The sequence below is a fragment of the Pseudomonas sp. 10C3 genome, from assembly GCF_036346185.1.
GTDB lineage: Bacteria > Pseudomonadota > Gammaproteobacteria > Pseudomonadales > Pseudomonadaceae > Aquipseudomonas.
On sequence record NZ_JASJVE010000017.1, the window covers coordinates 1 to 20495 of the forward strand.

General features: G+C 58.5%; 17 protein-coding genes, 1 tRNA gene and 1 pseudogene. 15 read left to right on the plus strand and 4 right to left on the minus strand.

The genetic code is table 11. The features are described from left to right. Position 1: 1 nt before the first annotated feature. The 5 genes from QN399_RS17305 to QN399_RS17325 all read left to right on the plus strand — a co-directional run bounded on the left by QN399_RS17305 (position 2) and on the right by QN399_RS17325 (position 3262). Positions 2 to 77, plus strand: a tRNA-Glu gene (locus QN399_RS17305). Positions 78 to 283: 206 nt separating this feature from the next. Continuing rightward, positions 284 to 823 carry a TetR/AcrR family transcriptional regulator gene (locus QN399_RS17310; RefSeq protein ID WP_322179573.1) on the plus strand — a complete coding sequence of 180 codons (540 nt, stop codon included), beginning with the start codon at positions 284 to 286 and terminating at the stop codon, positions 821 to 823. A gap of 69 nt (positions 824 to 892) precedes the next feature. Further along, positions 893 to 1726: an alpha/beta fold hydrolase gene (locus tag QN399_RS17315; protein ID WP_322215852.1), complete on the plus strand. Its 834-nt coding sequence runs from the start codon at positions 893 to 895 to the stop codon at positions 1724 to 1726. A gap of 60 nt (positions 1727 to 1786) precedes the next feature. Beyond that, positions 1787 to 2227, plus strand: coding sequence for a thioesterase family protein (locus tag QN399_RS17320; RefSeq protein ID WP_322179571.1), 441 nt, complete (start codon positions 1787 to 1789; stop codon positions 2225 to 2227). A gap of 75 nt (positions 2228 to 2302) precedes the next feature. Continuing rightward, a complete protein-coding gene (locus QN399_RS17325; RefSeq protein WP_322179570.1) occupies positions 2303 to 3262 on the plus strand; it encodes a tRNA-dihydrouridine synthase in 960 nt (319 codons plus the stop codon). A 69-nt stretch (positions 3263 to 3331) separates the two neighbouring features. Here the strand turns inward: QN399_RS17325 and QN399_RS17330 are convergent. Continuing rightward, positions 3332 to 6160 (minus strand): annotated as a pseudogene (locus QN399_RS17330) (EAL domain-containing protein); the annotation flags it as partial. 129 nt (positions 6161 to 6289) lie between these two features. Beyond that, positions 6290 to 7162, minus strand: a complete 873-nt coding sequence (locus QN399_RS17335) for a LysR family transcriptional regulator (RefSeq protein WP_322179569.1) — start codon at positions 7160 to 7162, stop codon at positions 6290 to 6292. A 149-nt stretch (positions 7163 to 7311) separates the two neighbouring features. On the opposite strand from QN399_RS17335, the gene leuC reads away from it, so the two are divergent. The 5 genes from leuC to asd all read left to right on the plus strand — a co-directional run bounded on the left by leuC (position 7312) and on the right by asd (position 12610). Next, positions 7312 to 8736, plus strand: a complete 1425-nt coding sequence (gene leuC / locus QN399_RS17340; protein WP_330201311.1) for a 3-isopropylmalate dehydratase large subunit — start codon at positions 7312 to 7314, stop codon at positions 8734 to 8736. 10 nt (positions 8737 to 8746) lie between these two features. Continuing rightward, positions 8747 to 9388 (plus strand): 3-isopropylmalate dehydratase small subunit, encoded by a 642-nt coding sequence (leuD, locus tag QN399_RS17345; RefSeq protein WP_322179567.1) that lies wholly within the window; start codon positions 8747 to 8749, stop codon positions 9386 to 9388. A gap of 123 nt (positions 9389 to 9511) precedes the next feature. After that, positions 9512 to 10276 carry a class I SAM-dependent methyltransferase gene (locus tag QN399_RS17350; protein WP_322179566.1) on the plus strand — a complete coding sequence of 255 codons (765 nt, stop codon included), beginning with the start codon at positions 9512 to 9514 and terminating at the stop codon, positions 10274 to 10276. A gap of 81 nt (positions 10277 to 10357) precedes the next feature. Then, on the plus strand, positions 10358 to 11440 hold the full coding sequence (gene leuB, locus QN399_RS17355) for a 3-isopropylmalate dehydrogenase (RefSeq protein WP_330201312.1): 1083 nt from the start codon (positions 10358 to 10360) through the stop codon (positions 11438 to 11440). Between the two features lie 57 nt (positions 11441 to 11497). Then, positions 11498 to 12610 carry an aspartate-semialdehyde dehydrogenase gene (gene asd, locus QN399_RS17360; protein WP_219060782.1) on the plus strand — a complete coding sequence of 371 codons (1113 nt, stop codon included), beginning with the start codon at positions 11498 to 11500 and terminating at the stop codon, positions 12608 to 12610. A gap of 81 nt (positions 12611 to 12691) precedes the next feature. Here asd and QN399_RS17365 read toward each other — a convergent pair whose 3' ends face one another. Continuing rightward, the gene (locus QN399_RS17365; RefSeq protein WP_322179564.1) at positions 12692 to 13849 is read right to left on the minus strand and encodes an acyltransferase; all 1158 of its coding nucleotides are present in this window, start codon (positions 13847 to 13849) and stop codon (positions 12692 to 12694) included. Positions 13850 to 14279: 430 nt separating this feature from the next. Here QN399_RS17365 and QN399_RS17370 point away from each other — a divergent pair, with 430 nt between their 5' ends. Genes QN399_RS17370 through QN399_RS17390 form a run of 5 tightly spaced genes read left to right on the plus strand, consistent with a single transcriptional unit; the run spans position 14280 to position 19329 of the window. Continuing rightward, a complete protein-coding gene (locus tag QN399_RS17370) occupies positions 14280 to 15272 on the plus strand; it encodes a 2-dehydro-3-deoxygalactonokinase (RefSeq protein WP_330201313.1) in 993 nt (330 codons plus the stop codon). A 1-nt stretch (position 15273) separates the two neighbouring features. Beyond that, on the plus strand, positions 15274 to 15894 hold the full coding sequence (locus QN399_RS17375; RefSeq protein WP_322179562.1) for a 2-dehydro-3-deoxy-6-phosphogalactonate aldolase: 621 nt from the start codon (positions 15274 to 15276) through the stop codon (positions 15892 to 15894). Between the two features lie 45 nt (positions 15895 to 15939). After that, positions 15940 to 17088, plus strand: a complete 1149-nt coding sequence (gene dgoD / locus QN399_RS17380; protein WP_219060786.1) for a galactonate dehydratase — start codon at positions 15940 to 15942, stop codon at positions 17086 to 17088. Between the two features lie 55 nt (positions 17089 to 17143). Then, positions 17144 to 18454, plus strand: coding sequence for an MFS transporter (locus tag QN399_RS17385; RefSeq protein WP_322179561.1), 1311 nt, complete (start codon positions 17144 to 17146; stop codon positions 18452 to 18454). Between the two features lie 56 nt (positions 18455 to 18510). Then, complete coding sequence (locus QN399_RS17390; protein ID WP_322179560.1) at positions 18511 to 19329, plus strand: IclR family transcriptional regulator; 819 nt, start codon at positions 18511 to 18513, stop codon at positions 19327 to 19329. Position 19330: 1 nt separating this feature from the next. Here QN399_RS17390 and QN399_RS17395 read toward each other — a convergent pair whose 3' ends face one another. Continuing rightward, the gene (locus tag QN399_RS17395) at positions 19331 to 20383 is read right to left on the minus strand and encodes an NAD(P)-dependent alcohol dehydrogenase (protein ID WP_322179559.1); all 1053 of its coding nucleotides are present in this window, start codon (positions 20381 to 20383) and stop codon (positions 19331 to 19333) included. Between the last annotated feature and the right edge of the window lie 112 nt (positions 20384 to 20495).

Below are 20495 nucleotides of genomic sequence, written 5' to 3' on the forward strand. Positions count from 1 at the left end.
CGTCCCCTTCGTCTAGTGGCCTAGGACACCGCCCTTTCACGGCGGTAACAGGGGTTCGAGTCCCCTAGGGGACGCCACGATTGCCCGTTCTACGGGACCAAGGGTCATTCAATTATTGAATGGCCCTTTTGTTTTTGTGCTGCGTTTTACCCCTCCTGCCGTATTTTCCGTCAACCCCTTCCTGCGCTGTATCGCATTCGTCCTGCCGACCGGCGGCATGACAATCTGCTTGCCAATAAATATTATGGAGATAATATTATATCCATAATATTTGGAGGCGAGCATGAACGATAAAAAGGCGCAAACCCGCGAGCGTATTCTTCAGGCCGCCAGCTCTGCTCTGATCCAGCAGGGTCCGGTTGAGCCGAGTGTCAGCAACGTGATGGGTGCTGCCGGCCTTACGGTGGGTGGTTTTTACGCGCACTTTGAAAGTAAGGATGCCTTGATGCTCGAGGCCTTTAGTCAATTGCTCGGCCAGCGCAGGGCGCTGATGGCGCAAATTGACGAGCACTTGGCTGGCGATGAGCGCCGAGCGCTGGTCGCTGCCTTCTATTTGTCGCGTAAGCATCGGGACGCTACGGAGCATGCCTGTCCGTTGCCATCAACCGTGGGTGAGCTGTCGCGTCTGCCTGACGGTTTTCGTGCGGTATTGGCCGAGCATGTGGAGTTGATGGTGGCGCAATTGGCGGACAGCCCTGAGGACGCCGACAAGGTCCTGGCGGACATGGCATTGATGACCGGCGGTCTGGCCTTGGCGCGCGCTTTAGGCCCTTGCGAATTATCTGACCGGGTGCTCCGGGCCGCAAAGTCGGCGGTACTGTGATCAACGCTGTTTGCAGTGCCAGAATTTAAAACACACAACGCAACGCAGTGGGTTTGCAGGAGAGAAGCGATGAGCAGGTTAGGCTGGATTCGCGGAGTCAATGGCACCTTGGGTCGGCTGGCACCCAGGTTGGTGGCAGCAAAAATGCATCTGGCGTTCACTACCCCGCAGCATCGATTGCCGTCTGACTGGGAGTTGCCAGTCCTGGCCCGTGCCGAGCGCGTGACCTTGCGCTTCGGTCTTTCCGCCTTGCGTTGGGGGGCGGGTCCTACGGTGTTGCTCATGCATGGCTGGGAAGGGCGCCCAACCCAATTCGCCAGTTTGATAGAGGCCTTGGTCACTGCGGGTTATACCGTCGTGGCGCTTGACGGTCCAGGCCATGGACAGTCCCCCGGTCATGAAGCTCATGTGGTGTTGTTTGCCAGGGCGCTGCTGGAAGCTTCGGCAGAGCTTCCGCCACTCAAAGCCGTAATTGGCCATTCCATGGGCGGCGCCAGCGTGCTGCTGGCGACTCAGATGGGCCTGCGCAGCGAAACCCTGGTGAGCATTGCCGCGCCGAGCCGTGTATTGGGGGTGCTGCGTGGTTTTGCGCATCGGGTTGGATTGCCACCTGTTGCGCGCTCTTCGTTCATCAGGCAGTTCGAACGCGAGGTGGGCATGGCGGCGTCTGCGCTGGATGTCAGCCGCTATGAGCTGAATGTGCCAGGCTTGATCGTGCATGCGGAGGATGACCTCATGGTGCCGGTGGACGAAGCGCAACGGATCCACGATGCCTGGTTTGACAGCCGCTTGTTGCTCCTCAAGCAGGGCGGACATCAGCGGGTGCTGGCCGATCCGAAGGTGATCGAGGGCGTGTTGGCGTTGCTGGCCGGCAGCGCACACCCGCAGCGCCAATCTGCCTGAGCTTCCGTTACACTGCTCGCGAGTTGCTCTCCACGTTGGGGCACACATCAAGGAGCGAGCATGAGCTGGGATCTGGCAACGCCATTCGTCATTGACCTGAGTGTGGTGGCTGAAGACATCGATGGGCTGGGTCATGCCAATAATGCGGTGTACGTGACTTGGCTGGAGCGTTGCGCATGGCGACATTCACAACGGCTTGGCCTGGATTTGAGCGAGTACCGTCGAATCGATCGGGCGATGGCGGTGGTCCGGCATGAAATCGACTACCTGGCCAGCGCCTACGAGGACGACGAGCTGCAATTGGCAACCTGGATCGTCGATTGGGATCAACGCCTGAAGATGACCCGCCGTTTTCAGCTCAAGCGGCCAAGTGACGGTCTGACGTTACTGCGCGCGCAAACCACCTTCGTCTGCATCGAACTGTCCAGCGGTAAACCCAAACGTATGCCTGCCGAGTTCATCGAAGGCTATGGTCCGGCGCTGGTCAACCCGCAAGCCTGACGCCAAACGGCGTATAAGCGTTTCCAATCCAGTGGACGCCCCGTAAACTGCCGGACTTTTTTTCGAGTGTGACCCATGCAAATTGCCTTGGCGCCCATGGAGGGGTTGGTCGACGACATCCTGCGCGATGTGCTGACTCAGGTTGGCGGCATCGATTGGTGTGTGACCGAATTCATTCGTGTGTCCGAGCGCCTGATGCCGGCCCACTACTTCTACAAATACGCCTCGGAGTTGCACCAGGGGGCGAAGACCGATGCGGGTGTGCCCTTACGCCTGCAATTGCTGGGTTCCGATCCTGTGTGCCTGGCCGAAAACGCAGCCTATGCCTGTGAGCTGGGTGCCCCCGTGCTGGACCTGAACTTCGGTTGTCCGGCCAAGACCGTCAATCGTTCCCGTGGCGGCGCGATCCTGCTCAAAGAGCCGGAGTTGCTGCACAGCATCGTCAACCATGTACGGCGCGCTGTGCCTGCGCATATCCCGGTGACGGCGAAAATGCGTCTGGGTTATGAAAGCCCGGAGGGCGCTCTCGATTGCGCCCGGGCACTGGCCGATGGTGGTGCGGAGCAGATTGTGGTCCATGCTCGGACCAAGGTCGATGGCTACAAACCGCCAGCGCACTGGGAATGGATCGCGCGTATCCAGGAAGTGGTCAAGGTCCCGGTCGTTGCCAACGGCGAAATCTGGACCGTTGACGACTGGCGACGCTGCCGGGAAATATGTGGCGCCCGAGACATCATGATCGGTCGCGGGTTGGTCGCGCGCCCTGATCTGGCCCGGCAAATTGCGGCTGCCGAGGCGGGCGAAGACGTGATCGAGATGACCTGGACGCAACTGCAGCCCTTCCTGCAAGACTTCTGGCAACAGGCGTTGAACAAAATGACCCCGATTCAGGCCCCCGGCCGTTTGAAGCAATGGCTGGCGCTGCTGACCAAAAGCTATCCCGAGGCGACAACGCTGTTTAACACCCTGCGGCGTGAGACCGATTGCGAGCGGATCGGACAGTTGATTGGATTTGTTCACAGCGAGGCGGCTTGAAATCATTCTGGCTCAAGAAAGGCGCCCTGATCGGCGCCTTTCTTGTTTATGGGCTTATGGCGGCCAAACTCATGGCTCTTGTTCCTGACTCAGCATCCCCATAAACCCCTCCAGCGGCAGCGCCTCGCTGAACAAATACCCTTGATATAAATGGCAACCCAATTGTTCGAGAAACCTCAGTTGTTCCGGTTTTTCCACGCCCTCGGCGATCACTGCCAGGTTCAGACTCTGGGCCATGGCCACGATGGCGCGGATGATTTCGGCGTCGTTGGGGTCAGTGGTTGCATCGCGCACGAACGATTGATCGATTTTGAGCGCGTCCACCGGCAAGCGCTTGAGATAGGTCAGCGACGAGTAACCCGTGCCAAAATCATCCATCGCGAAGCTGACGCCCATTTTCTTCAAGCGACGCATTTTGGCGATGGTGTCGTCCAGGTTCTGGATTACGATGCCTTCGGTGATCTCCAGCTTGAGAAGCCGGCTGGGTAGGCGATGAACGCGCAGGCTACGTTCGACGCGCTCGACGAAGTCATTCTGGCGAAACTGCCGGGGACTGATGTTGACGCACATGCTGAAATCATCCGCGTCGATCAACGCTTCCCTTAATAGCTGTCCGCCTGCCTTGCACGCTTCATCAAGAATCCAGCTACCGACTTCCAGAATCATTCCGCTTTCTTCCAGCACCTGAATGAAGTGACTCGGTGCCATCGCGCCCAATTGCGGACGCTGCCAGCGCAGCAACGCTTCGGCACCGACGATGCGGTTGTCTCGTGCGTCCACCTGAGGCTGGTAGTGTAAGCTGAACTCGCCGCGGGGCAGGGCCAGGCGTAAATCGTTTTCCAGGCTCAGGCGCTCACTGGCGGCTTTCTGCATGGTGCTGTGGAACAGTTGTGTGGTGTTGCGCCCAGAATCCTTGGCCCGGTACAAGGCAATGTCCGCACGCTTGAGCAGGTCAGCCGGGGTTGACCCATGATCGGGGATCAAGGCCACGCCAATGCTCGGTGTCACCTGCAGACGTTGACCGTCGAGGAACATCGGCTCTGCCAGTAACTCACGCAGGGTGTCAGCCAGGCCGCGTACCTGATGGGTGACTTCGGCCCGCGTGCCTTCCAGTCCGGTGATCAGGACCACGAATTCATCGCCGCCCAGACGCGCCACCGTATCCTCGGTGCGCACGCTGGCTTCCAGGCGTGCGGTGATGACCTTCAACACGCTGTCGCCGACCGGGTGACCGAGAGAGTCGTTGATGTGCTTGAAGTGGTCGAGGTCGAGAAACAATAGCGCGCCCCGCAGGTTATGACGTTTGAGCAGGGCAATCTGCTGGCTTAGACGATCCATCAGCAACGCGCGATTGGGCAGGTCGGTCAGCGGGTCGTGGTAGGCCAGGTGCTGAATCTGCGCCTGAGCGTTCTTCAATTGGCTGATGTCGCGGGCAGTCATCAGCAGGCACGGCGTTTCATTCAGGGTGATGGGCTCCACTGACACATCAACCGTCAGCATGTCTCCATTTTTATTGCGTGCCAGCATTTCCCGGTGATGGACGCGGCCTTGGTCCTGTAAATCACTGATTATCAGGCTGCGCTGCGCCGGTTCAGCCCAGATGCCCACGTCGTAGGCAGTGCGTCCTATCACCTCTTCGGAGCTGTAGCCGGTCAACCGGCAGAAACCGTCGTTGACCTCAAGGTAGCGACCCGAATCGCGCTCGGTGATGGTGATGGCGTCGGGGCTGGAGTGGAACGCTTTGGCAAACTTCTCTTCGCTGGCCTTGAGCGCCGCTTCGGCACGTTGCTGTTGGGTGATGTCGCGCAGGGTGGTAACAATGCACGGTTGTTCGTCGACCACGATCAAGCGGCTGGAGATGACGCAGGTCAGCAGTTCGCCTTCCTTGTTCTTCAGCAGCACCTCAAGATTGTCCAGGCCCTTGTCGCGGATGATTTGCTTGTTGCGTTGCTGGCGTTTTAACGGGTCCGCCCAAAAACTGATATCCGTAACGTTCAGGCCGATGATTTCATCGGCTTTCCAGCCAAATGTCTGGGTGAAACTGGGGTTGATCTCGACGAATTGGCCGGTCTCGAAATGGGTGACACATACCGGGTCAGGGCTGGCTTGAAACAGGCTGGCGAACTTCTCCTCTGAACTGCTCAGGCGTTGCTCGCGCTCGACCTGGTCGCTGATGTCCAGCAACGTACCGGCCATGCGCAGCGGTTCGCCGTTTGCATCACGGTAGAGCCGGGCGCGGCTTTCGAGAAAGCGCGAAGTGCCGTTCTCCAGCTGAATGCGGTAGGTGATCTGATAATTGCCCGCCGGACCTTCGCGCAGGCTGCGATAGGCCTGACGCATGTGGTCTCGGTCTTTGCCGGGCACACCCTCGAAAAAAGCATCGAATGATTCGTGAAAAGGCTCCGGTGCCAGGCCGTGCAACTGCGCGGCTCGGGCTGACCCATACAACATGCCGGTGGGGATGTGCCAGTCCCACGTGCCCAGTTGCGCCGAATCCAGTGCCAGGTCCAGACGCTCCTGACTTTCTTTGAGGGCCAGTTCGGCACGCTTGTGTTCGGTGTTGTCCAGAAAAGTGCTGAGAAGATAGGCGCAGTTATCCAGCACGATCTTCTGTGCGCAGAGCGTGCCATCGTGAACCCGGCCATTGCTGGCGTGCAATTGCACCTCAAGGGTAACGGGTTTGGGTTCGCCCTTGACCATGTCGTGAACCTGTTGACGTTGTGCCGGAACAGCCCACAGCCCGATTTCCACGCTGGTACGGCCCAGAATATCTTTGATTGGCCAGCCCAGCAGGCTTTCGAAATGTCGATTGGCCTCACAGATAAGGCCGTCTTCCAGCCGGGTCAGAAGGACTACATTGGGACTGAGGTTATACAGAGTCTCAAAGCGTTTTTCCGACTCGCTGGAGTCGGTGACCTGGTGAAACGCCGGGAGTAGGAGGCCGTCAGCTGTTTTGGGCATCGGTCAACAAGCCTTGAGAAAGTGGGCAAAGACGTTGATTGTTTTAAGCGCTTTTATGCTCGGAGACTACGTTATTTGCGCATCCAGTAATGCCATGAATGCTCGTGCGGCATTGGAGAGTGTCCTTTCAGTGTGCACAATGTAGCCTAGCTGGCGAGTGAGCTGAATGCCCGGCAAAGGGATGCGCGCTACTTGATCATCAAGCATGGTGCGTGGCAAGACGCTCCAGGCCAGGCCAATGGAGACCATCATTTTGATGGTCTCCATATAGTTGGTGCTCATGGCGATGTTCGGTTTCAGGCCTTGAGCTTCGCACAGGCGGCTGACGATGTGATGGGTGAATGTATTTTCTCCGGGAAACACCGCTGGATAGCGCGCTATATCCATCAGGCTTACAGCGCCGCTGTTGGCCAAGGGATGTTCTGGGGCTGCGACGAAATCCAGTGGGTCGTCCCAGACCACTACCGCCTTGACCAGCGTATGCGGTTGCGGAGCGAGGGTGATCACCGCCAGTTCGGCGCGCCCATGGAGGATTTCATCGTAGGCCACTTCCGAGTCGAGAAACTGGATGTCCAGCGCGACCTCGGGGTATCGCCGTGTGAACTCGCGCAATAAGGGAGGCAGGCGATGCAGGCCGATGTGGTGGCTGGTTGCCAGGGTCAGGCGTCCGCTGATCTCGCCGCTGAGGTTAGTCAATGCGCGGCGAGTGTCGTCCAGCACGCTAAGGATTTGATAGGCTCTGGGCAGCAGTGCCCGGCCAGCCTCGGTCAGGCTGACTTCACGACCCAGTCGGTCGAACAGCCGAACCTTGAGTTGCTGCTCCAGACCGGCAATTCGTTTACTGATCGCTGGCTGGGTCAGATGCAAGCGTTCCCCTGCCGCTGAGAAGCCTCCTGTCTCGGCAATGGCAATAAACGCGTTGAGATTGGCTAGATCCATTTTAGGATTCCAATTGGTTATCCAAAGCATAAAAAATATGAATTTGAGTTATTTAATCATACCCCATAGGATCTTCCTCACAAGCCAAAGGGTTATTGAGCCACGTCATCGATAACCGGCATAGAAACAAGCTGATGAGGAAACGTCTGATGGCCGGCAAAACGCTCTACGACAAGCTCTGGGATTCGCATTTGGTCAAACAGCGCGACGATGGTTCGGCGCTGATTTATATCGACCGTCACATCATTCACGAAGTGACCTCGCCGCAAGCCTTCGAGGGTCTGCGTCTGGCCGGGCGCAAGCCATGGCGGATCGATGCCAACATTGCCACTCCAGACCATAACGTGCCGACGACACCGGAGCGTAAAGGCGGGATTGAGGCCATCGTCGATCAAGTGTCTCGTCTGCAGGTGCAGACCCTTGACGACAACTGCGATGAATATGGCATTACCGAATTCAAGATGAATGACCCACGTCAGGGCATCGTTCACGTCATTGGCCCTGAGCAAGGCGCTACGTTGCCGGGTATGACCGTGGTCTGCGGCGATTCGCACACCTCGACTCACGGTGCGTTTGGCGCGTTGGCCCATGGCATCGGCACTTCCGAGGTCGAGCATGTGCTCGCTACGCAGTGCCTGGTCGCCCAGAAAATGAAAAACATGTTGGTGTCGGTCGAAGGCACATTGCCGTTTGGCGTCACGGCCAAAGACATCGTTCTTGCTGTTATCGGCAAGATCGGTACGGCGGGCGGCAATGGTCATGCTATCGAGTTCGCAGGCAGCGCGATTCGCGACCTGTCCGTCGAAGGGCGTATGACCATCTGCAACATGTCCATCGAAGCCGGCGCTCGCGTGGGCCTGGTGGCGACTGATGAAAAAACGGTCGCTTACGTGAAGGGTCGTCCGTTTGCCCCTAAAGGTGCGGAGTGGGACTTGGCTGTCGAAGCCTGGAAGGACCTGGTGTCCGATGCCGACGCCACCTTCGATACCGTGATCAAGCTCGATGCCGCTCAGATCAAGCCGCAAGTCAGTTGGGGCACTTCACCGGAAATGGTGTTGGCCGTCGATCAAAGCGTGCCTGACCCGGCCAAAGAAACCGATCTGGTCAAGCGGGGTTCTATCGAGCGCGCGTTGAAGTACATGGGCTTGCATGCCAATCAGGCGATCACTGACATTCAGCTGGATCGTGTGTTTATCGGCTCCTGCACCAACTCGCGGATCGAAGACTTGCGTGCTGCGGCAGAGATCGCCAAAGGCCGCAAAGTTGCTTCCACCGTCAAACAGGCCATCGTGGTGCCAGGCTCGGGTCTGGTGAAGGCGCAGGCGGAAAAAGAAGGGCTGGACAAGATTTTCATCGAGGCCGGTTTTGAATGGCGTGAACCGGGCTGCTCGATGTGCCTGGCGATGAACCCGGACCGTTTGGAGTCCGGCGAGCATTGCGCGTCCACATCCAACCGTAACTTCGAAGGCCGTCAAGGCGCCGGTGGCCGTACTCACCTGGTCAGCCCAGCCATGGCGGCAGCGGCGGCGGTCAACGGTCGATTCGTCGACGTTCGTGACTTGATCCAACACTAAGGAGCCCAGCATGAAAGCATTTACTCAGCACACCGGCCTCGTCGCTCCTTTGGATCGTGCCAACGTCGACACTGATCAGATCATTCCCAAACAGTTTCTCAAATCGATCAAACGCACGGGCTTTGGTCCTAATCTGTTTGACGAGTGGCGCTATCTGGATGTGGGGCAACCTTATCAGGACAACTCCAAGCGTCCATTGAACAAGGATTTCGTGCTCAATAACGCGCGTTATCAAGGTGCCAGCGTATTACTGGCTCGCGAGAATTTTGGCTGCGGTTCCAGCCGTGAACACGCGCCTTGGGCGCTGGAAGAATATGGCTTTCGCAGCATCATTGCGCCGAGCTATGCCGACATCTTCTTCAACAACAGCTTCAAGAACGGTCTGCTGCCGATCATCCTCAGCGATGCGGAGGTCGATGAGTTGTTCGAACAGGTCGAGGCCACGCCGGGTTATCAATTGAACGTTGATCTGGTGGCGCAGACCGTGACCCGTCCTGACGGCAAAGTCTTGAGCTTCGAGATCGATGCGTTCCGCAAGCACTGCCTGCTCAACGGCCTGGACGACATTGGTCTGACGCTGATGGATGGCGAGGCGATTGCCCGCTTCGAAAGCATGCATCGCGCCAGCCAGCCGTGGTTGTTTCGCGACTGATTGATAGACCGCGTCAAGCTGACCGCGGGCAAGCCCGCTTCTGCAGAATGCGTACTGTTCTTGTAGGAGCGGGCTTGCCCGCGATAGCGTCCCGACAGTCGAAGCCTATTAAGGAACTCCATGATGACCCACACCGCGCACACCCAAGTCGTCCAGCGTCAATTCGGTGAACAGGCAGCGGCCTATCTGAGCAGTGCTGTGCACGCTCAAGGCACCGAGTTCGCGTTGCTACAGGCCGAAGTGGCCGGGCGTGGCGATGCGCGAGTGCTGGATCTGGGCTGTGGCGCCGGCCATGTGAGTTTTAATGTGGCGTCGTCGGTGGGCGAGGTGGTGGCTTACGACCTGTCGCAGCAGATGCTCGATGTGGTCGCCAGCGCGGCGGTAGAGCGTGGACTGAGCAACGTGCAAACGGTCTGTGGGGCCGCCGAGCGCCTTCCGTTCGAGGACGGCGAGTTCGATTTTGTGTTCAGCCGTTACTCGGCGCATCACTGGAGCGATCTGGGCCTGGCCCTGCGTGAAGTGCGACGCGTGCTGAAACCGGGTGGCGTTGCGGCGTTTATCGACGTCATGTCGCCAGGCAGTCCGCTGTTCGATACGTATCTGCAAAGTGTTGAAGTGCTGCGCGACACCAGCCACGTCCGCGACTATTCTGCGGGTGAGTGGTTGCGCCATGTCAGCGAGGCCGGGTTATTCACCCGCAGTCACAGCCGTCAGCGCTTGCACCTGGAGTACAGTTCGTGGGTCGAGCGTATGCGCACGCCACAGGTGTTGCGTGTCGCGATTCGTGAGTTGCAGGAGGCAATGGGTGCAGAAGTGCGCGAGTATTTTGAGATCACTGACGACGGCTCCTTCAGCACCGATGTGCTGGTGTTGTGGGCAGAACGTTAGTCTTGTTGCTTCTATAAAAAGCAGTGATGGTTCTTTTTGCAGGCGCACGATCGCGCGCCGTTTAAATGGATTGAGGAACGTATGAGCAAGCAGATTCTGATTCTCCCAGGTGATGGTATCGGTCCGGAAATCATGGCCGAAGCGGTCAAGGTGCTGGAGTTGGTCAATGACAAGTTTCAGTTGGGCTTCGTGCTCAGCCATGACCTGATCGGTGGCGCGGCCATCGACAAGTATGGCGTGCCTTTGGCCGATGAAACCCTAGCCCGCGCCCGCGCTGCCGATGCTGTGCTGCTCGGTGCCGTCGGTGGCCCGAAATGGGACACGCTGGACCGTGCAATTCGTCCGGAAAAAGGCCTGCTGAAGATTCGCTCCGAGCTGAAACTGTTCGGCAACCTGCGGCCAGCCATTCTGTATCCGCAATTGGCTGAAGCGTCCACCTTGAAACCGGAAGTGGTGTCGGGCCTGGACATCCTGATCGTTCGTGAGCTGACCGGCGGTATCTACTTCGGTACGCCACGGGGTATTCGTACCCTCGACAACGGCGAGCGCGAGGGTTACAACACTCTCCCGTACAGCGAGAGCGAAATCCGTCGTATCGCCCATGTAGGCTTTGACATGGCCCGGCTTCGCAGCAAGAAACTGTGCTCGGTGGACAAAGCCAACGTCATGGAATCCAGCCAGCTCTGGCGTGAAGTGGTCGAACAGGTCGCCAAGGATTATCCTGATGTCGAGCTGAGCCACATGTACGTCGACAACGCGGCGATGCAACTGGTACGTGCACCCAAGCAGTTCGATGTGATCGTCACCGATAACCTGTTCGGCGATATTCTGTCAGACGAGGCTTCGATGCTCACCGGTTCTATCGGCATGCTGCCTTCGGCGTCGCTGGATGCCAACAGTAAGGGCATGTACGAACCCTGCCACGGCTCGGCTCCAGACATCGCAGGGCAGGGCATTGCCAACCCGCTGGCAACGATTCTGTCGGTCGCGATGATGCTGCGTTACAGCTTCAATCAGCTGGCTGCTGCTGAGGCGATCGAACGGGCTGTGAGCCTGGTACTGGATCAAGGTTTGCGTACCGGCGACATCTGGTCGATTGGTAACGCCAAAGTAGGTACGCAGGAAATGGGCGAGGCCGTAGTCGCCGCGCTGCTCAATCTGTAATATCTCGGGCCCGCTCTTATCGGAGCGGCCCACTTTTTCGTTAAAGGTGCAGTTGCGATGAAACGTGTAGGTCTGATCGGTTGGCGCGGTATGGTCGGTTCCGTGCTCATGCAGCGGATGCTGGAAGAGCAGGATTTTGATCTGATCGAGCCGGTGTTCTTCACCACGTCCAACGTCGGTGGCCAAGGCCCGGCCGTGGGCAAGGATATTGCGCCCCTGAAGGACGCTTACAGCATCGAAGAACTCAAAACCCTCGACGTGGTTCTGACCTGTCAGGGTGGCGACTACACCAATGAGGTCTTCCCGAAACTGCGCGAAGCCGGCTGGCAGGGGTACTGGATCGATGCCGCTTCCAGCCTGCGTATGCAGGATGACGCGGTAATCGTGCTGGACCCGGTAAACCGCAAGGTGATCGATCAGCAGCTCGATGCCGGGACCAAAAACTTCATTGGCGGCAACTGCACGGTCAGCCTGATGCTGATGGGCCTGGGCGGTTTGTTCGAAGCCGGTCTGGTGGAGTGGATGAACGTCATGACGTATCAGGCGGCCTCCGGTGCCGGCGCGCAGAACATGCGTGAACTGATCAAGCAGATGGGTGCTACTCACGCTGCCGTGGCCGACGACTTGGCCAACCCGGCCAGCGCGATCCTCGACATCGACCGCAAGGTTGCCGAAGCCATGCGCAGCGAAGCCTTCCCGACTGAGAACTTCGGCGTGCCATTGGCCGGCAGTTTGATTCCGTGGATCGACAAAGAGTTGCCGAACGGTCAGAGCCGTGAAGAGTGGAAAGGCCAGGCCGAGACCAACAAGATCCTGGGTCGCTTCAAGAACCCGATCCCGGTCGATGGTATCTGCGTGCGCATCGGCTCCATGCGTTGCCACAGCCAGGCGCTGACCATCAAGCTGAACAAGGATGTGCCAATCGCCGACATCGAAGGCATGATCAGCCAGCACAACCCATGGGTGAAGCTGGTACCGAACCACCGTGAAGCGAGCATTCAAGAGCTGAGCCCAACGGCGGTAACCGGGACAATGAGCATTCCGGTGGGACGTCTGCGCAAGCTGAACATGGGCTCGCAATACTTGGGCGCGTTCACTGTTGGCGACCAGTTGCTCTGGGGCGCCGCCGAACCGCTGCGTCGTATGTTGCGGATTCTGCTGGAACGTTAATGCGTTAGCTGTTTCAAAAAAAACCGCTTCTCGTTTGAGAAGCGGTTTTTTATTGCGCGTGTGAAAGCGTAGCGAGCGAATTCATTCGGGAAGGCGTGGTGCCAGGCTTGCCGCGGTCAAGCGGTCCTTGCTCCATCGCTTGCCAAGCGCGATGCCGCGCAGTTCGATGTGGCGATAGCTCAGCACCGAAACAGCCAGCACCGCCGCCACTTCAATGACCATCAGTAGATTGTCGAGTGCCATGCTGCCGGTATCGATATAGCGGATAACCACGCCAACGATTTCGCTGGGTAGGTCTATCAGCAGCGGCAGGTGGGTAAGCTTGGCGACAATCATCACCCCGATCGACATCGCGAAAATCACCGCTGCGTGGGTCATATAGATAGAAAACGACAGCATGCCAAGCCAGGTGAACAGAGATTTTCGCAGCAGCGTCGACACCCAGCCGGCTTCGAACGCAAACACCCAGATCGCCACGCAGAACAGCAGGCTCAGGAGAATATCCTGGGGCGTATCGCTGTAAATCATGATCAGGTAGATCACACCCAGAACCAGCACCTCAAGCGCGCTGCCAAGCAGTGGACTCAGGTGCAGGCTTGGCAGTTTTGCGTATACCCGGTAAGTAACGCCCCCCGCAAAAAAACAGCCCAGACCTTTCAGCGCATTGTCCGTTACCAGCGTGCTCTTGAAGTAGAGCGCGAGGAAAGCGAGTACCGCGATGGCTACGAAAACCTTGCGCGCCTGCGTCGGCAAGGCCAGGGCGATCAGGCCGAAGATCAGGTACAGGTAGTATTCGACGCTGATGCTCCACGACGGATAGTTGAACGACAGCGCGTTGAAACTCGGCCACCAGGACTGAATCAACAGCAGGTTCGGCACAATCTCGTCGGGCGCCCGGGCGCCGGTGAAGCTCGGGGCGTTGAAGGACATCCCGTAGCGCTCGACCACGACTTTCAATACTTCGAAGCCGATGAATACCGCCAGCATCACAACGTGCAGCGGGTACAGGCGGCAGGTGCGAGTGATCACGAAACGGCGCAACTGCTCGACCGAGCCCAACCGGTTCGCATAGGTGTGATAAAGCACAAAGCCGCTGAGGACGAAGAAGAACTCGACGAGGTAGTTAGCGTTCTTGAAAAACGTCAGTTCAGTAAAGCTGCGCAGCGCGTGGGAGTGATGCATCACCACCGCCAAGGCACACAGACCGCGAAAACTATCGAGCACCAGAAATCGCTTCATGGCAGTTGTCCTTGCAGATGAGAAGTGGGTCTGACGACTTTTTTGGCAACGCGGCAATGGCCGCACAAACGCAATGCGCACGGCATGACCACAACCCTGGAAACCTGTGCGCGACAAAGCGTCAACAGGCCAGAGACAGAGAACACACGGGGAGGGAACGGGCGAAGAATTTAAGGATAGTTACCACCCTCGGCGCAGGGGCCGATTGGAGGGTGGATCAACTTGGGGAATGCTTGGGCAGTATGCCGTATTTGGCAGAAATGATGCCAGTGCTGACGTGCTGCGTACAGGCGCGTTTGTCGGCACTTTATGTATGGCTTGTAATTCCCTATATATGGGATATGAATTTACATATTGAGACGATGCAGGCTTTGGGTCTATAGTCGTCGCGCACTCACTTATCTCGCAAAAAAATAAAACAGGTGAAGCGATGCACGCGCAATTGATCGCGCTCGATTGGGGGACAACCTCTCTGCGTGCCTATCGGCTCGGGGAACAGGGTCAGGTTCTGGAACAGCGCTCACTGAGCGCAGGCATCATGCAGTTGCCGACGGCCCCTCGGCTGATTGCCGGCGTGATGTGTGTCGATGGATTTGAGCTGGCGTTCGATCAGGCGTGTGGTGATTGGCTCGACGCCGAGCCCGGGACGCCTGTCATCGCCTGCGGCATGGTTGGCAGCGCCCAGGGATGGAGTGAAGCGGTGTACCGCGAAACCCCTGCGGATGTGGCGGGTCTCAGCGCAGCCCTGCAAACCGTACGCAGTGTCCGTGGGGTCGATGTACACATCGTTCCTGGCGTGCTGCAGCGTTCTGTGTTGCCCAATGTGATGCGCGGTGAAGAAACCCAGGTTATGGGTATTCTCGCCAGCTTGCCCGCCGAAAAAAATCACGACCCATTGTTGATCGGCCTGCCTGGCAGCCACTCGAAATGGGTGCAGGTCACCGATGGCTGCATCGTGCATTTCGACACGTTTATGACGGGCGAGGTCTATGCCGCCCTGAGTGCACACACCATCCTCGGTCGAACCCTGCAGCACAGCGAGGCGTTCGACGCCGAGGCATTTGATCGCGGTGTCGCTGTCGCAGGGTCTGCCGACGGTGCAGCCGGGCTGCTGTCGACGATATTCAGCTGTCGGACCCTTGGCTTGACCGGTGAACTCAGCGCCACCGCGCAGTCCGACTATCTGTCCGGTCTGTTGATCGGTCACGAATTGGTCGCGCTTGTCGCCTTGCAGCAGCGAGCCCGCGAACACCTCCCTCCCATCATCCTGATCGGCAATAGCCAGCTGTGCGCGCGTTATTCACGTGCGCTGGCCGCCTGCGGTTTCGCTCAGGTGACCGTGGCCGAACAGGCTACCGAACGCGGTTTATGGCAATTGGCGGTACAGGCCAACTTGCTCAAGCCCACTCTTGTAGAGGTCTGACATGCTCAAACAAACACTGGCTAAAAACGGCTTGATCGCGATCCTCCGTGGTCTGCGTCCTGAAGAGGCGGCGTCCATCGGTGAGGTGCTGTATCAAGCGGGTTTTCGCGTCATCGAAGTGCCGCTTAACTCACCTGAGCCTTACGACAGCATCCGTATTCTGCGCGCAACGTTGCCCGCCGATTGCCTTATCGGCGCTGGCACGGTGTTGACGCCTGAGCAAGTGGGGCGGGTCAAGGAGGCGGGCGGTCAAGTGATCGTCATGCCGCACAGCGACCCAAAGGTGCTGCGCGCAGCCAAAGCGGCGGGCTTGTACCTGTCGCCGGGTGTTGCCACGCCGACCGAGGCCTTCGCCGCACTGGCTGAGGGCGCGGACGTACTCAAGCTGTTTCCCGCCGAGCAAATGGGGCCCGCAGTGGTCAAGGCCTTCCTTGCTGTATTGCCAGCCGGTACCGCACTGATCCCGGTGGGCGGCATTACCCCGGACAACATGCAGGTCTTTATCGACGCCGGTGTGTGCGGTTTCGGACTTGGCTCCGGGTTGTTCAAACCGGGGATGAGCGCCGCTGAGGTTGCCGAGCGCGCCGATGCCTACGTATCTGCATGGAATCAATTGAGCTGAGCTGATCGGCGCCCTGAGCGTCGCCTCCAATAAGAGAGCGCACACATGAAAATCACCAAACTCACGACGTTTATTGTTCCGCCACGCTGGTTGTTCCTGAAAATCGAGACCGACCAAGGTGTGACCGGTTGGGGCGAGCCGGTGGTCGAAGGCCGTGCGCACACGGTCGCTGCGGCGGTGGATGAATTGTCCGATTACCTGATTGGCAAGGACCCGCGCAACATCGAGGACATCTGGACCGTGCTCTATCGCGGCGGTTTTTATCGGGGTGGGGCGGTGCACATGAGCGCCCTGGCCGGGATTGATCAGGCGTTGTGGGACATCAAGGGCAAGGCCCTGGGTGTGTCGGTCAGCGATTTGCTCGGCGGTCAGGTGCGCGACAAAATCCGAGTGTATTCCTGGATCGGCGGTGATCGCCCAGCCGACACCGCTCGCGCTGCCAAAGAGGCCGTGGACCGTGGTTTTACCGCCATCAAGATGAACGGCACCGAGGAGTTGCAGTTCCTCGACTCCTTCGAAAAAGTCGACCTGGCGCTGGCCAACGTCGCCGCCGTGCGGGATGCCGTCGGGCCTAACGTCGGCATTGGCGTCGACTTCCATGGCCGGGTGCACAAACCCATGGCCAAGGTGCTAATGAAGGAACTCGATCCGTACAAGTTGATGTTCATCGAAGAACCGGTGCTCAGCGAGAACTACGAAGCACTCAAGGAACTGGCGCCCCTGACCAGCACCCCGATTGCCTTGGGTGAGCGATTGTTTTCGCGCTGGGACTTCAAACGAGTCCTGAGCGAAGGCTACGTCGACATCATTCAGCCCGATGCCTCGCACGCAGGCGGGATCACCGAAACCCGCAAAATTGCCAACATGGCTGAAGCTTACGATGTCGCCCTCGCGCTGCATTGTCCGCTAGGGCCGATTGCCCTGGCTGCCTGTTTGCAACTGGATGCGGTTTGCTACAACGCGTTTATCCAGGAGCAGAGCCTGGGCATCCATTACAACGAAAGTAACGACCTGCTCGATTACATCAAAAACCCGGAAGTATTCGACTACGACAAAGGCTTCGTGAAGATCCCCAACGGCCCGGGCCTGGGCATCGAAATCAACGAAGAATACGTCAAGGAGCGCGCCGCCATCGGCCATCGCTGGCGTAACCCGATCTGGCGCCATGCCGATGGCAGTTTTGCCGAGTGGTGATTCAGTAATCCCCCGCTCCGTGTTGTCCTCAAATAATCATAATAAGAGGCACCCCATGCAACCTCAGACCTTCGCAGGAAAGACGTCATTAGTGACGCCGAGCCGTAAGCGTTTTTTCATCATGGTGCTGTTGTTCATTACGGTAGTGATCAACTACCTGGATCGCGCCAACCTGTCGATTGCTGCACCGGCCCTGACCACGGAGCTGGGGATCGATCCGATTCATGTCGGTTTGATCTTTTCCGCTTTCGGCTGGACCTACGCCGCGATGCAGATCCCCGGCGGCTGGCTGGTGGACCGCGTACCGCCGCGGATTCTCTATGCCGTCGCGCTGTTGCTGTGGTCACTGGCGACCATCATGCTCGGCTTCGCGGCCAGTTTTATCGCGCTGTTTGTTCTGCGTATGGCAGTGGGCGCCCTGGAAGCGCCGGCTTATCCAATCAACAGCCGCGTGGTGACCACTTGGTTCCCGGAGCGTGAACGGGCGACGGCGATTGGGTTTTATACGTCCGGGCAGTTTGTCGGGCTGGCGTTTCTGACGCCGGTTCTGGCCTGGTTGCAGGCGCAGTATGGCTGGCACATGGTTTTCGTCAGCACTGGTGCCGTGGGTGTCATCTGGGCACTGGTGTGGTTTTTGGTGTATCGCGAGCCGCGTGATTTCAACGGCGTCAATCAGGCGGAAATCGAGCTGATTCGCGACGGGGGCGGGCTGGTGGATATCCAGACCAGTACCGAGAAAAACAAACGCGGTTTCAGCTGGCCGGATCTGGGGATCGTCCTGAGCAAGCGCAAGCTCTGGGGCATCTATTTGGGCCAGTTCTGTCTGAACTCGACGCTGTGGTTCTTCCTGACCTGGTTCCCGACTTACCTGGTGAAGTACCGTGGCATGGACTTCATAAAGTCCGGTTTACTGGCCTCACTGCCGTTTCTTGCGGCATTCGTGGGTGTGCTCTGTTCGGGTTTCTTCTCCGATTGGCTGATCCGTCGCGGCAGCAGCGTGGGTTTTGCCCGCAAGTTGCCGATTATCGGCGGGTTGCTGATTTCGACCTCAATCATAGGCGCCAACTACGTCGAGTCGACACCGCTGGTGATCGCCTTTCTCGCGCTAGCGTTCTTCGGTAACGGGCTGGCGTCGATCACCTGGTCGCTGGTGTCGACTCTGGCGCCAGCCCGATTGCTGGGATTGACCGGCGGCACCTTTAATTTCATCGGCAACCTGGCGGCGATCACCACACCCATCGTGATCGGTTTTCTGGCAACAGGGGATTCTTTTGCGCCCGCGATCACCTACGTAGCCGTGTTGGCGCTGGTAGGGGCGCTGTCGTACATTCTGTTGGTGGGGAAGGTCGAGCGCATCGAGTTGTAACCGAGGCAAGCTGGCGACAATAATGCCGTCAGCTTTCTGAATGAATAAGGCGTGATATGCAGCACGATTCACTCAACCCTGCGATAAGCAACGCCACCAAGGACGTCTCGCCAACCGGTACCCAAACCCTGTTGCGTGGGCTTGGTGTGGTTCAGGCCGTGGCCAGCGGTGCCCGTGACCTCAAGGAAATTGCCCGGGTTATCGGCACCACGCGCAGCACGACCCATCGCCTGGTCAGTTGTCTGGTGGAGGAGCGTTATCTGCGGGTTTTGCCACAGGTGGGTTACCTGCTCGGGCCCAAGCTGATCGAGCTGGGTTTTCAGGCCCGTGAGGAAGTGCCGCTGGCAATTTTGGCGCGTCCATACCTCGACGAGTTGTCAGCGCTGACCGGGGATACCGTGCACTTGGCGATTCGTGAGGGTGATGACGTGCTGTATCTGCACAAAAATCCAGGTCGCAATGGTCCCGAAATGCGCTCGCGGGTCGGTCATCGCATGCCGTTGGCGCGCACCGGGATTGGCAAGGCGTTGATGATTGATTGCACGCAGGACGAGTGGCAGCGTCTGTATCAGGTCAGTTTGCCAGTCGACGGAAAATCCATGGTGTGGCCGCAGCATCAGGAACAGTCCTGGGAACAGTTCCAGCAGCGAATGCAGGACTATGTCGCGGGGGGCTATGCGTTTGATCTGGAGGACAACGAACCGTCGATTCGCTGTGTCGCCGCGCCGGTACGTGATGCCAGCAACCGAATCGTTGCTGGCATCAGTATTGCCAGTACCGTGCCTTATATGCCCCTGGAGAAAATGGCCGAGCTGATCCCGCTGATCAAACAGACCGCAGCGCGACTCTCGGCCGAGTTAGGGGCCAAAGCCTGAATCAGGCTTTCAAGCTCGCCATGTCGATGACGAAACGGTACTTCACGTCGCCCGCGACCACTCGAGTGAAGGCGTCGTTGATGTTGCGGATGTCGAGCATCTCGATGTCGCAGGTGATGCCATGCTCGGCGCAGAAGTCCAGGACTTCCTGGGTTTCCGCCATGCCACCGATCATCGAGCCTGCCAGCACGCGACGTTTCGTGACCAGGTTGGCCGAATGCACTGGAGGTTCCACCGGCTCGACCAGCCCCACCAGAATATGCACGCCATCGAAACGCAGGGTTTGCAGGTAGGGGTTGAGGTCGTGTTGCACCGGAATGGTGTCCAGCAGGAAGTCGAAATGGCCGGCTGCGGCTGCCATCTGTTTGGCATCGGTTGACACGATTACATGGTCGGCGCCCTGACGACGGCCTTCCTCTGCCTTGGCCTCGGAGCGGGTGAACAGGGTCACTTCGGCGCCCATGGCTTTGGCGAATTTGATACCCATGTGACCCAGACCGCCCATGCCGAGGATGCCGACCTTGTCGCCCGGTTTCACGTTGTAGTGCTTGAGTGGCGAGTACGTGGTGATCCCTGCGCAGAGAATTGGCGCCGCGCTGGCCAAGTCCAGTTTCTCTGGGATGCGCACGACGAAACGCTCGCTGACCACGATACTGTCAGAGTAACCACCCATGGTGATACTGCCGTCGACGCGGTCTTTCGACGCGTAAGTCTGGGTCGGTCCTTCCAGGCAATACTGCTCCAGGTCAGCGTTGCAGGCTTCGCATTGGCGGCAGGAATCGACCATGCAACCGACCCCGACCTTATCGCCGACTTTGTAGCGGCTGACGTCTGCGCCGACAGCGGTCACCTTGCCAACGATCTCGTGGCCTGGCATCAAGGGATAGACGGCGATCCCCCATTCGTTGCGTGCCTGGTGGATATCGGAGTGGCAGACGCCGCAGTAGAGAATCTCGATGGCCACGTCATCGGCCCGAGGGCTGCGGCGTTCGAAGTTCATGGGGGCGAGGGGGGCGGTGGCCGACTGGGCGGCGTAACCGATGGCTTTATACATAGTGAACCTCGCAAAACAATGACTGGGTGATGCGAGCTATTGTCCCCGTGCAAGGCATGACCGGCCATGGTCATTCCTCCGGCTATCTTGCCTATTCCTCCGGCATCAGCGC

Coding starts and splice junctions, on each gene's coding strand:
- QN399_RS17310 (WP_322179573.1), top strand. CDS start 284: ATGAACGATAAAAAGGCGCAAACCCGCGAGCGTATTCTTCAGGCCGCC.
- QN399_RS17315 (WP_322215852.1), top strand. CDS start 893: ATGAGCAGGTTAGGCTGGATTCGCGGAGTCAATGGCACCTTGGGTCGG.
- QN399_RS17320 (WP_322179571.1), top strand. CDS start 1,787: ATGAGCTGGGATCTGGCAACGCCATTCGTCATTGACCTGAGTGTGGTG.
- QN399_RS17325 (WP_322179570.1), top strand. CDS start 2,303: ATGCAAATTGCCTTGGCGCCCATGGAGGGGTTGGTCGACGACATCCTG.
- QN399_RS17335 (WP_322179569.1), bottom strand. CDS start 7,162: ATGGATCTAGCCAATCTCAACGCGTTTATTGCCATTGCCGAGACAGGA.
- leuC (WP_330201311.1), top strand. CDS start 7,312: ATGGCCGGCAAAACGCTCTACGACAAGCTCTGGGATTCGCATTTGGTC.
- leuD (WP_322179567.1), top strand. CDS start 8,747: ATGAAAGCATTTACTCAGCACACCGGCCTCGTCGCTCCTTTGGATCGT.
- QN399_RS17350 (WP_322179566.1), top strand. CDS start 9,512: ATGACCCACACCGCGCACACCCAAGTCGTCCAGCGTCAATTCGGTGAA.
- leuB (WP_330201312.1), top strand. CDS start 10,358: ATGAGCAAGCAGATTCTGATTCTCCCAGGTGATGGTATCGGTCCGGAA.
- asd (WP_219060782.1), top strand. CDS start 11,498: ATGAAACGTGTAGGTCTGATCGGTTGGCGCGGTATGGTCGGTTCCGTG.
- QN399_RS17365 (WP_322179564.1), bottom strand. CDS start 13,849: ATGAAGCGATTTCTGGTGCTCGATAGTTTTCGCGGTCTGTGTGCCTTG.
- QN399_RS17370 (WP_330201313.1), top strand. CDS start 14,280: ATGCACGCGCAATTGATCGCGCTCGATTGGGGGACAACCTCTCTGCGT.
- QN399_RS17375 (WP_322179562.1), top strand. CDS start 15,274: ATGCTCAAACAAACACTGGCTAAAAACGGCTTGATCGCGATCCTCCGT.
- dgoD (WP_219060786.1), top strand. CDS start 15,940: ATGAAAATCACCAAACTCACGACGTTTATTGTTCCGCCACGCTGGTTG.
- QN399_RS17385 (WP_322179561.1), top strand. CDS start 17,144: ATGCAACCTCAGACCTTCGCAGGAAAGACGTCATTAGTGACGCCGAGC.
- QN399_RS17390 (WP_322179560.1), top strand. CDS start 18,511: ATGCAGCACGATTCACTCAACCCTGCGATAAGCAACGCCACCAAGGAC.
- QN399_RS17395 (WP_322179559.1), bottom strand. CDS start 20,383: ATGTATAAAGCCATCGGTTACGCCGCCCAGTCGGCCACCGCCCCCCTC.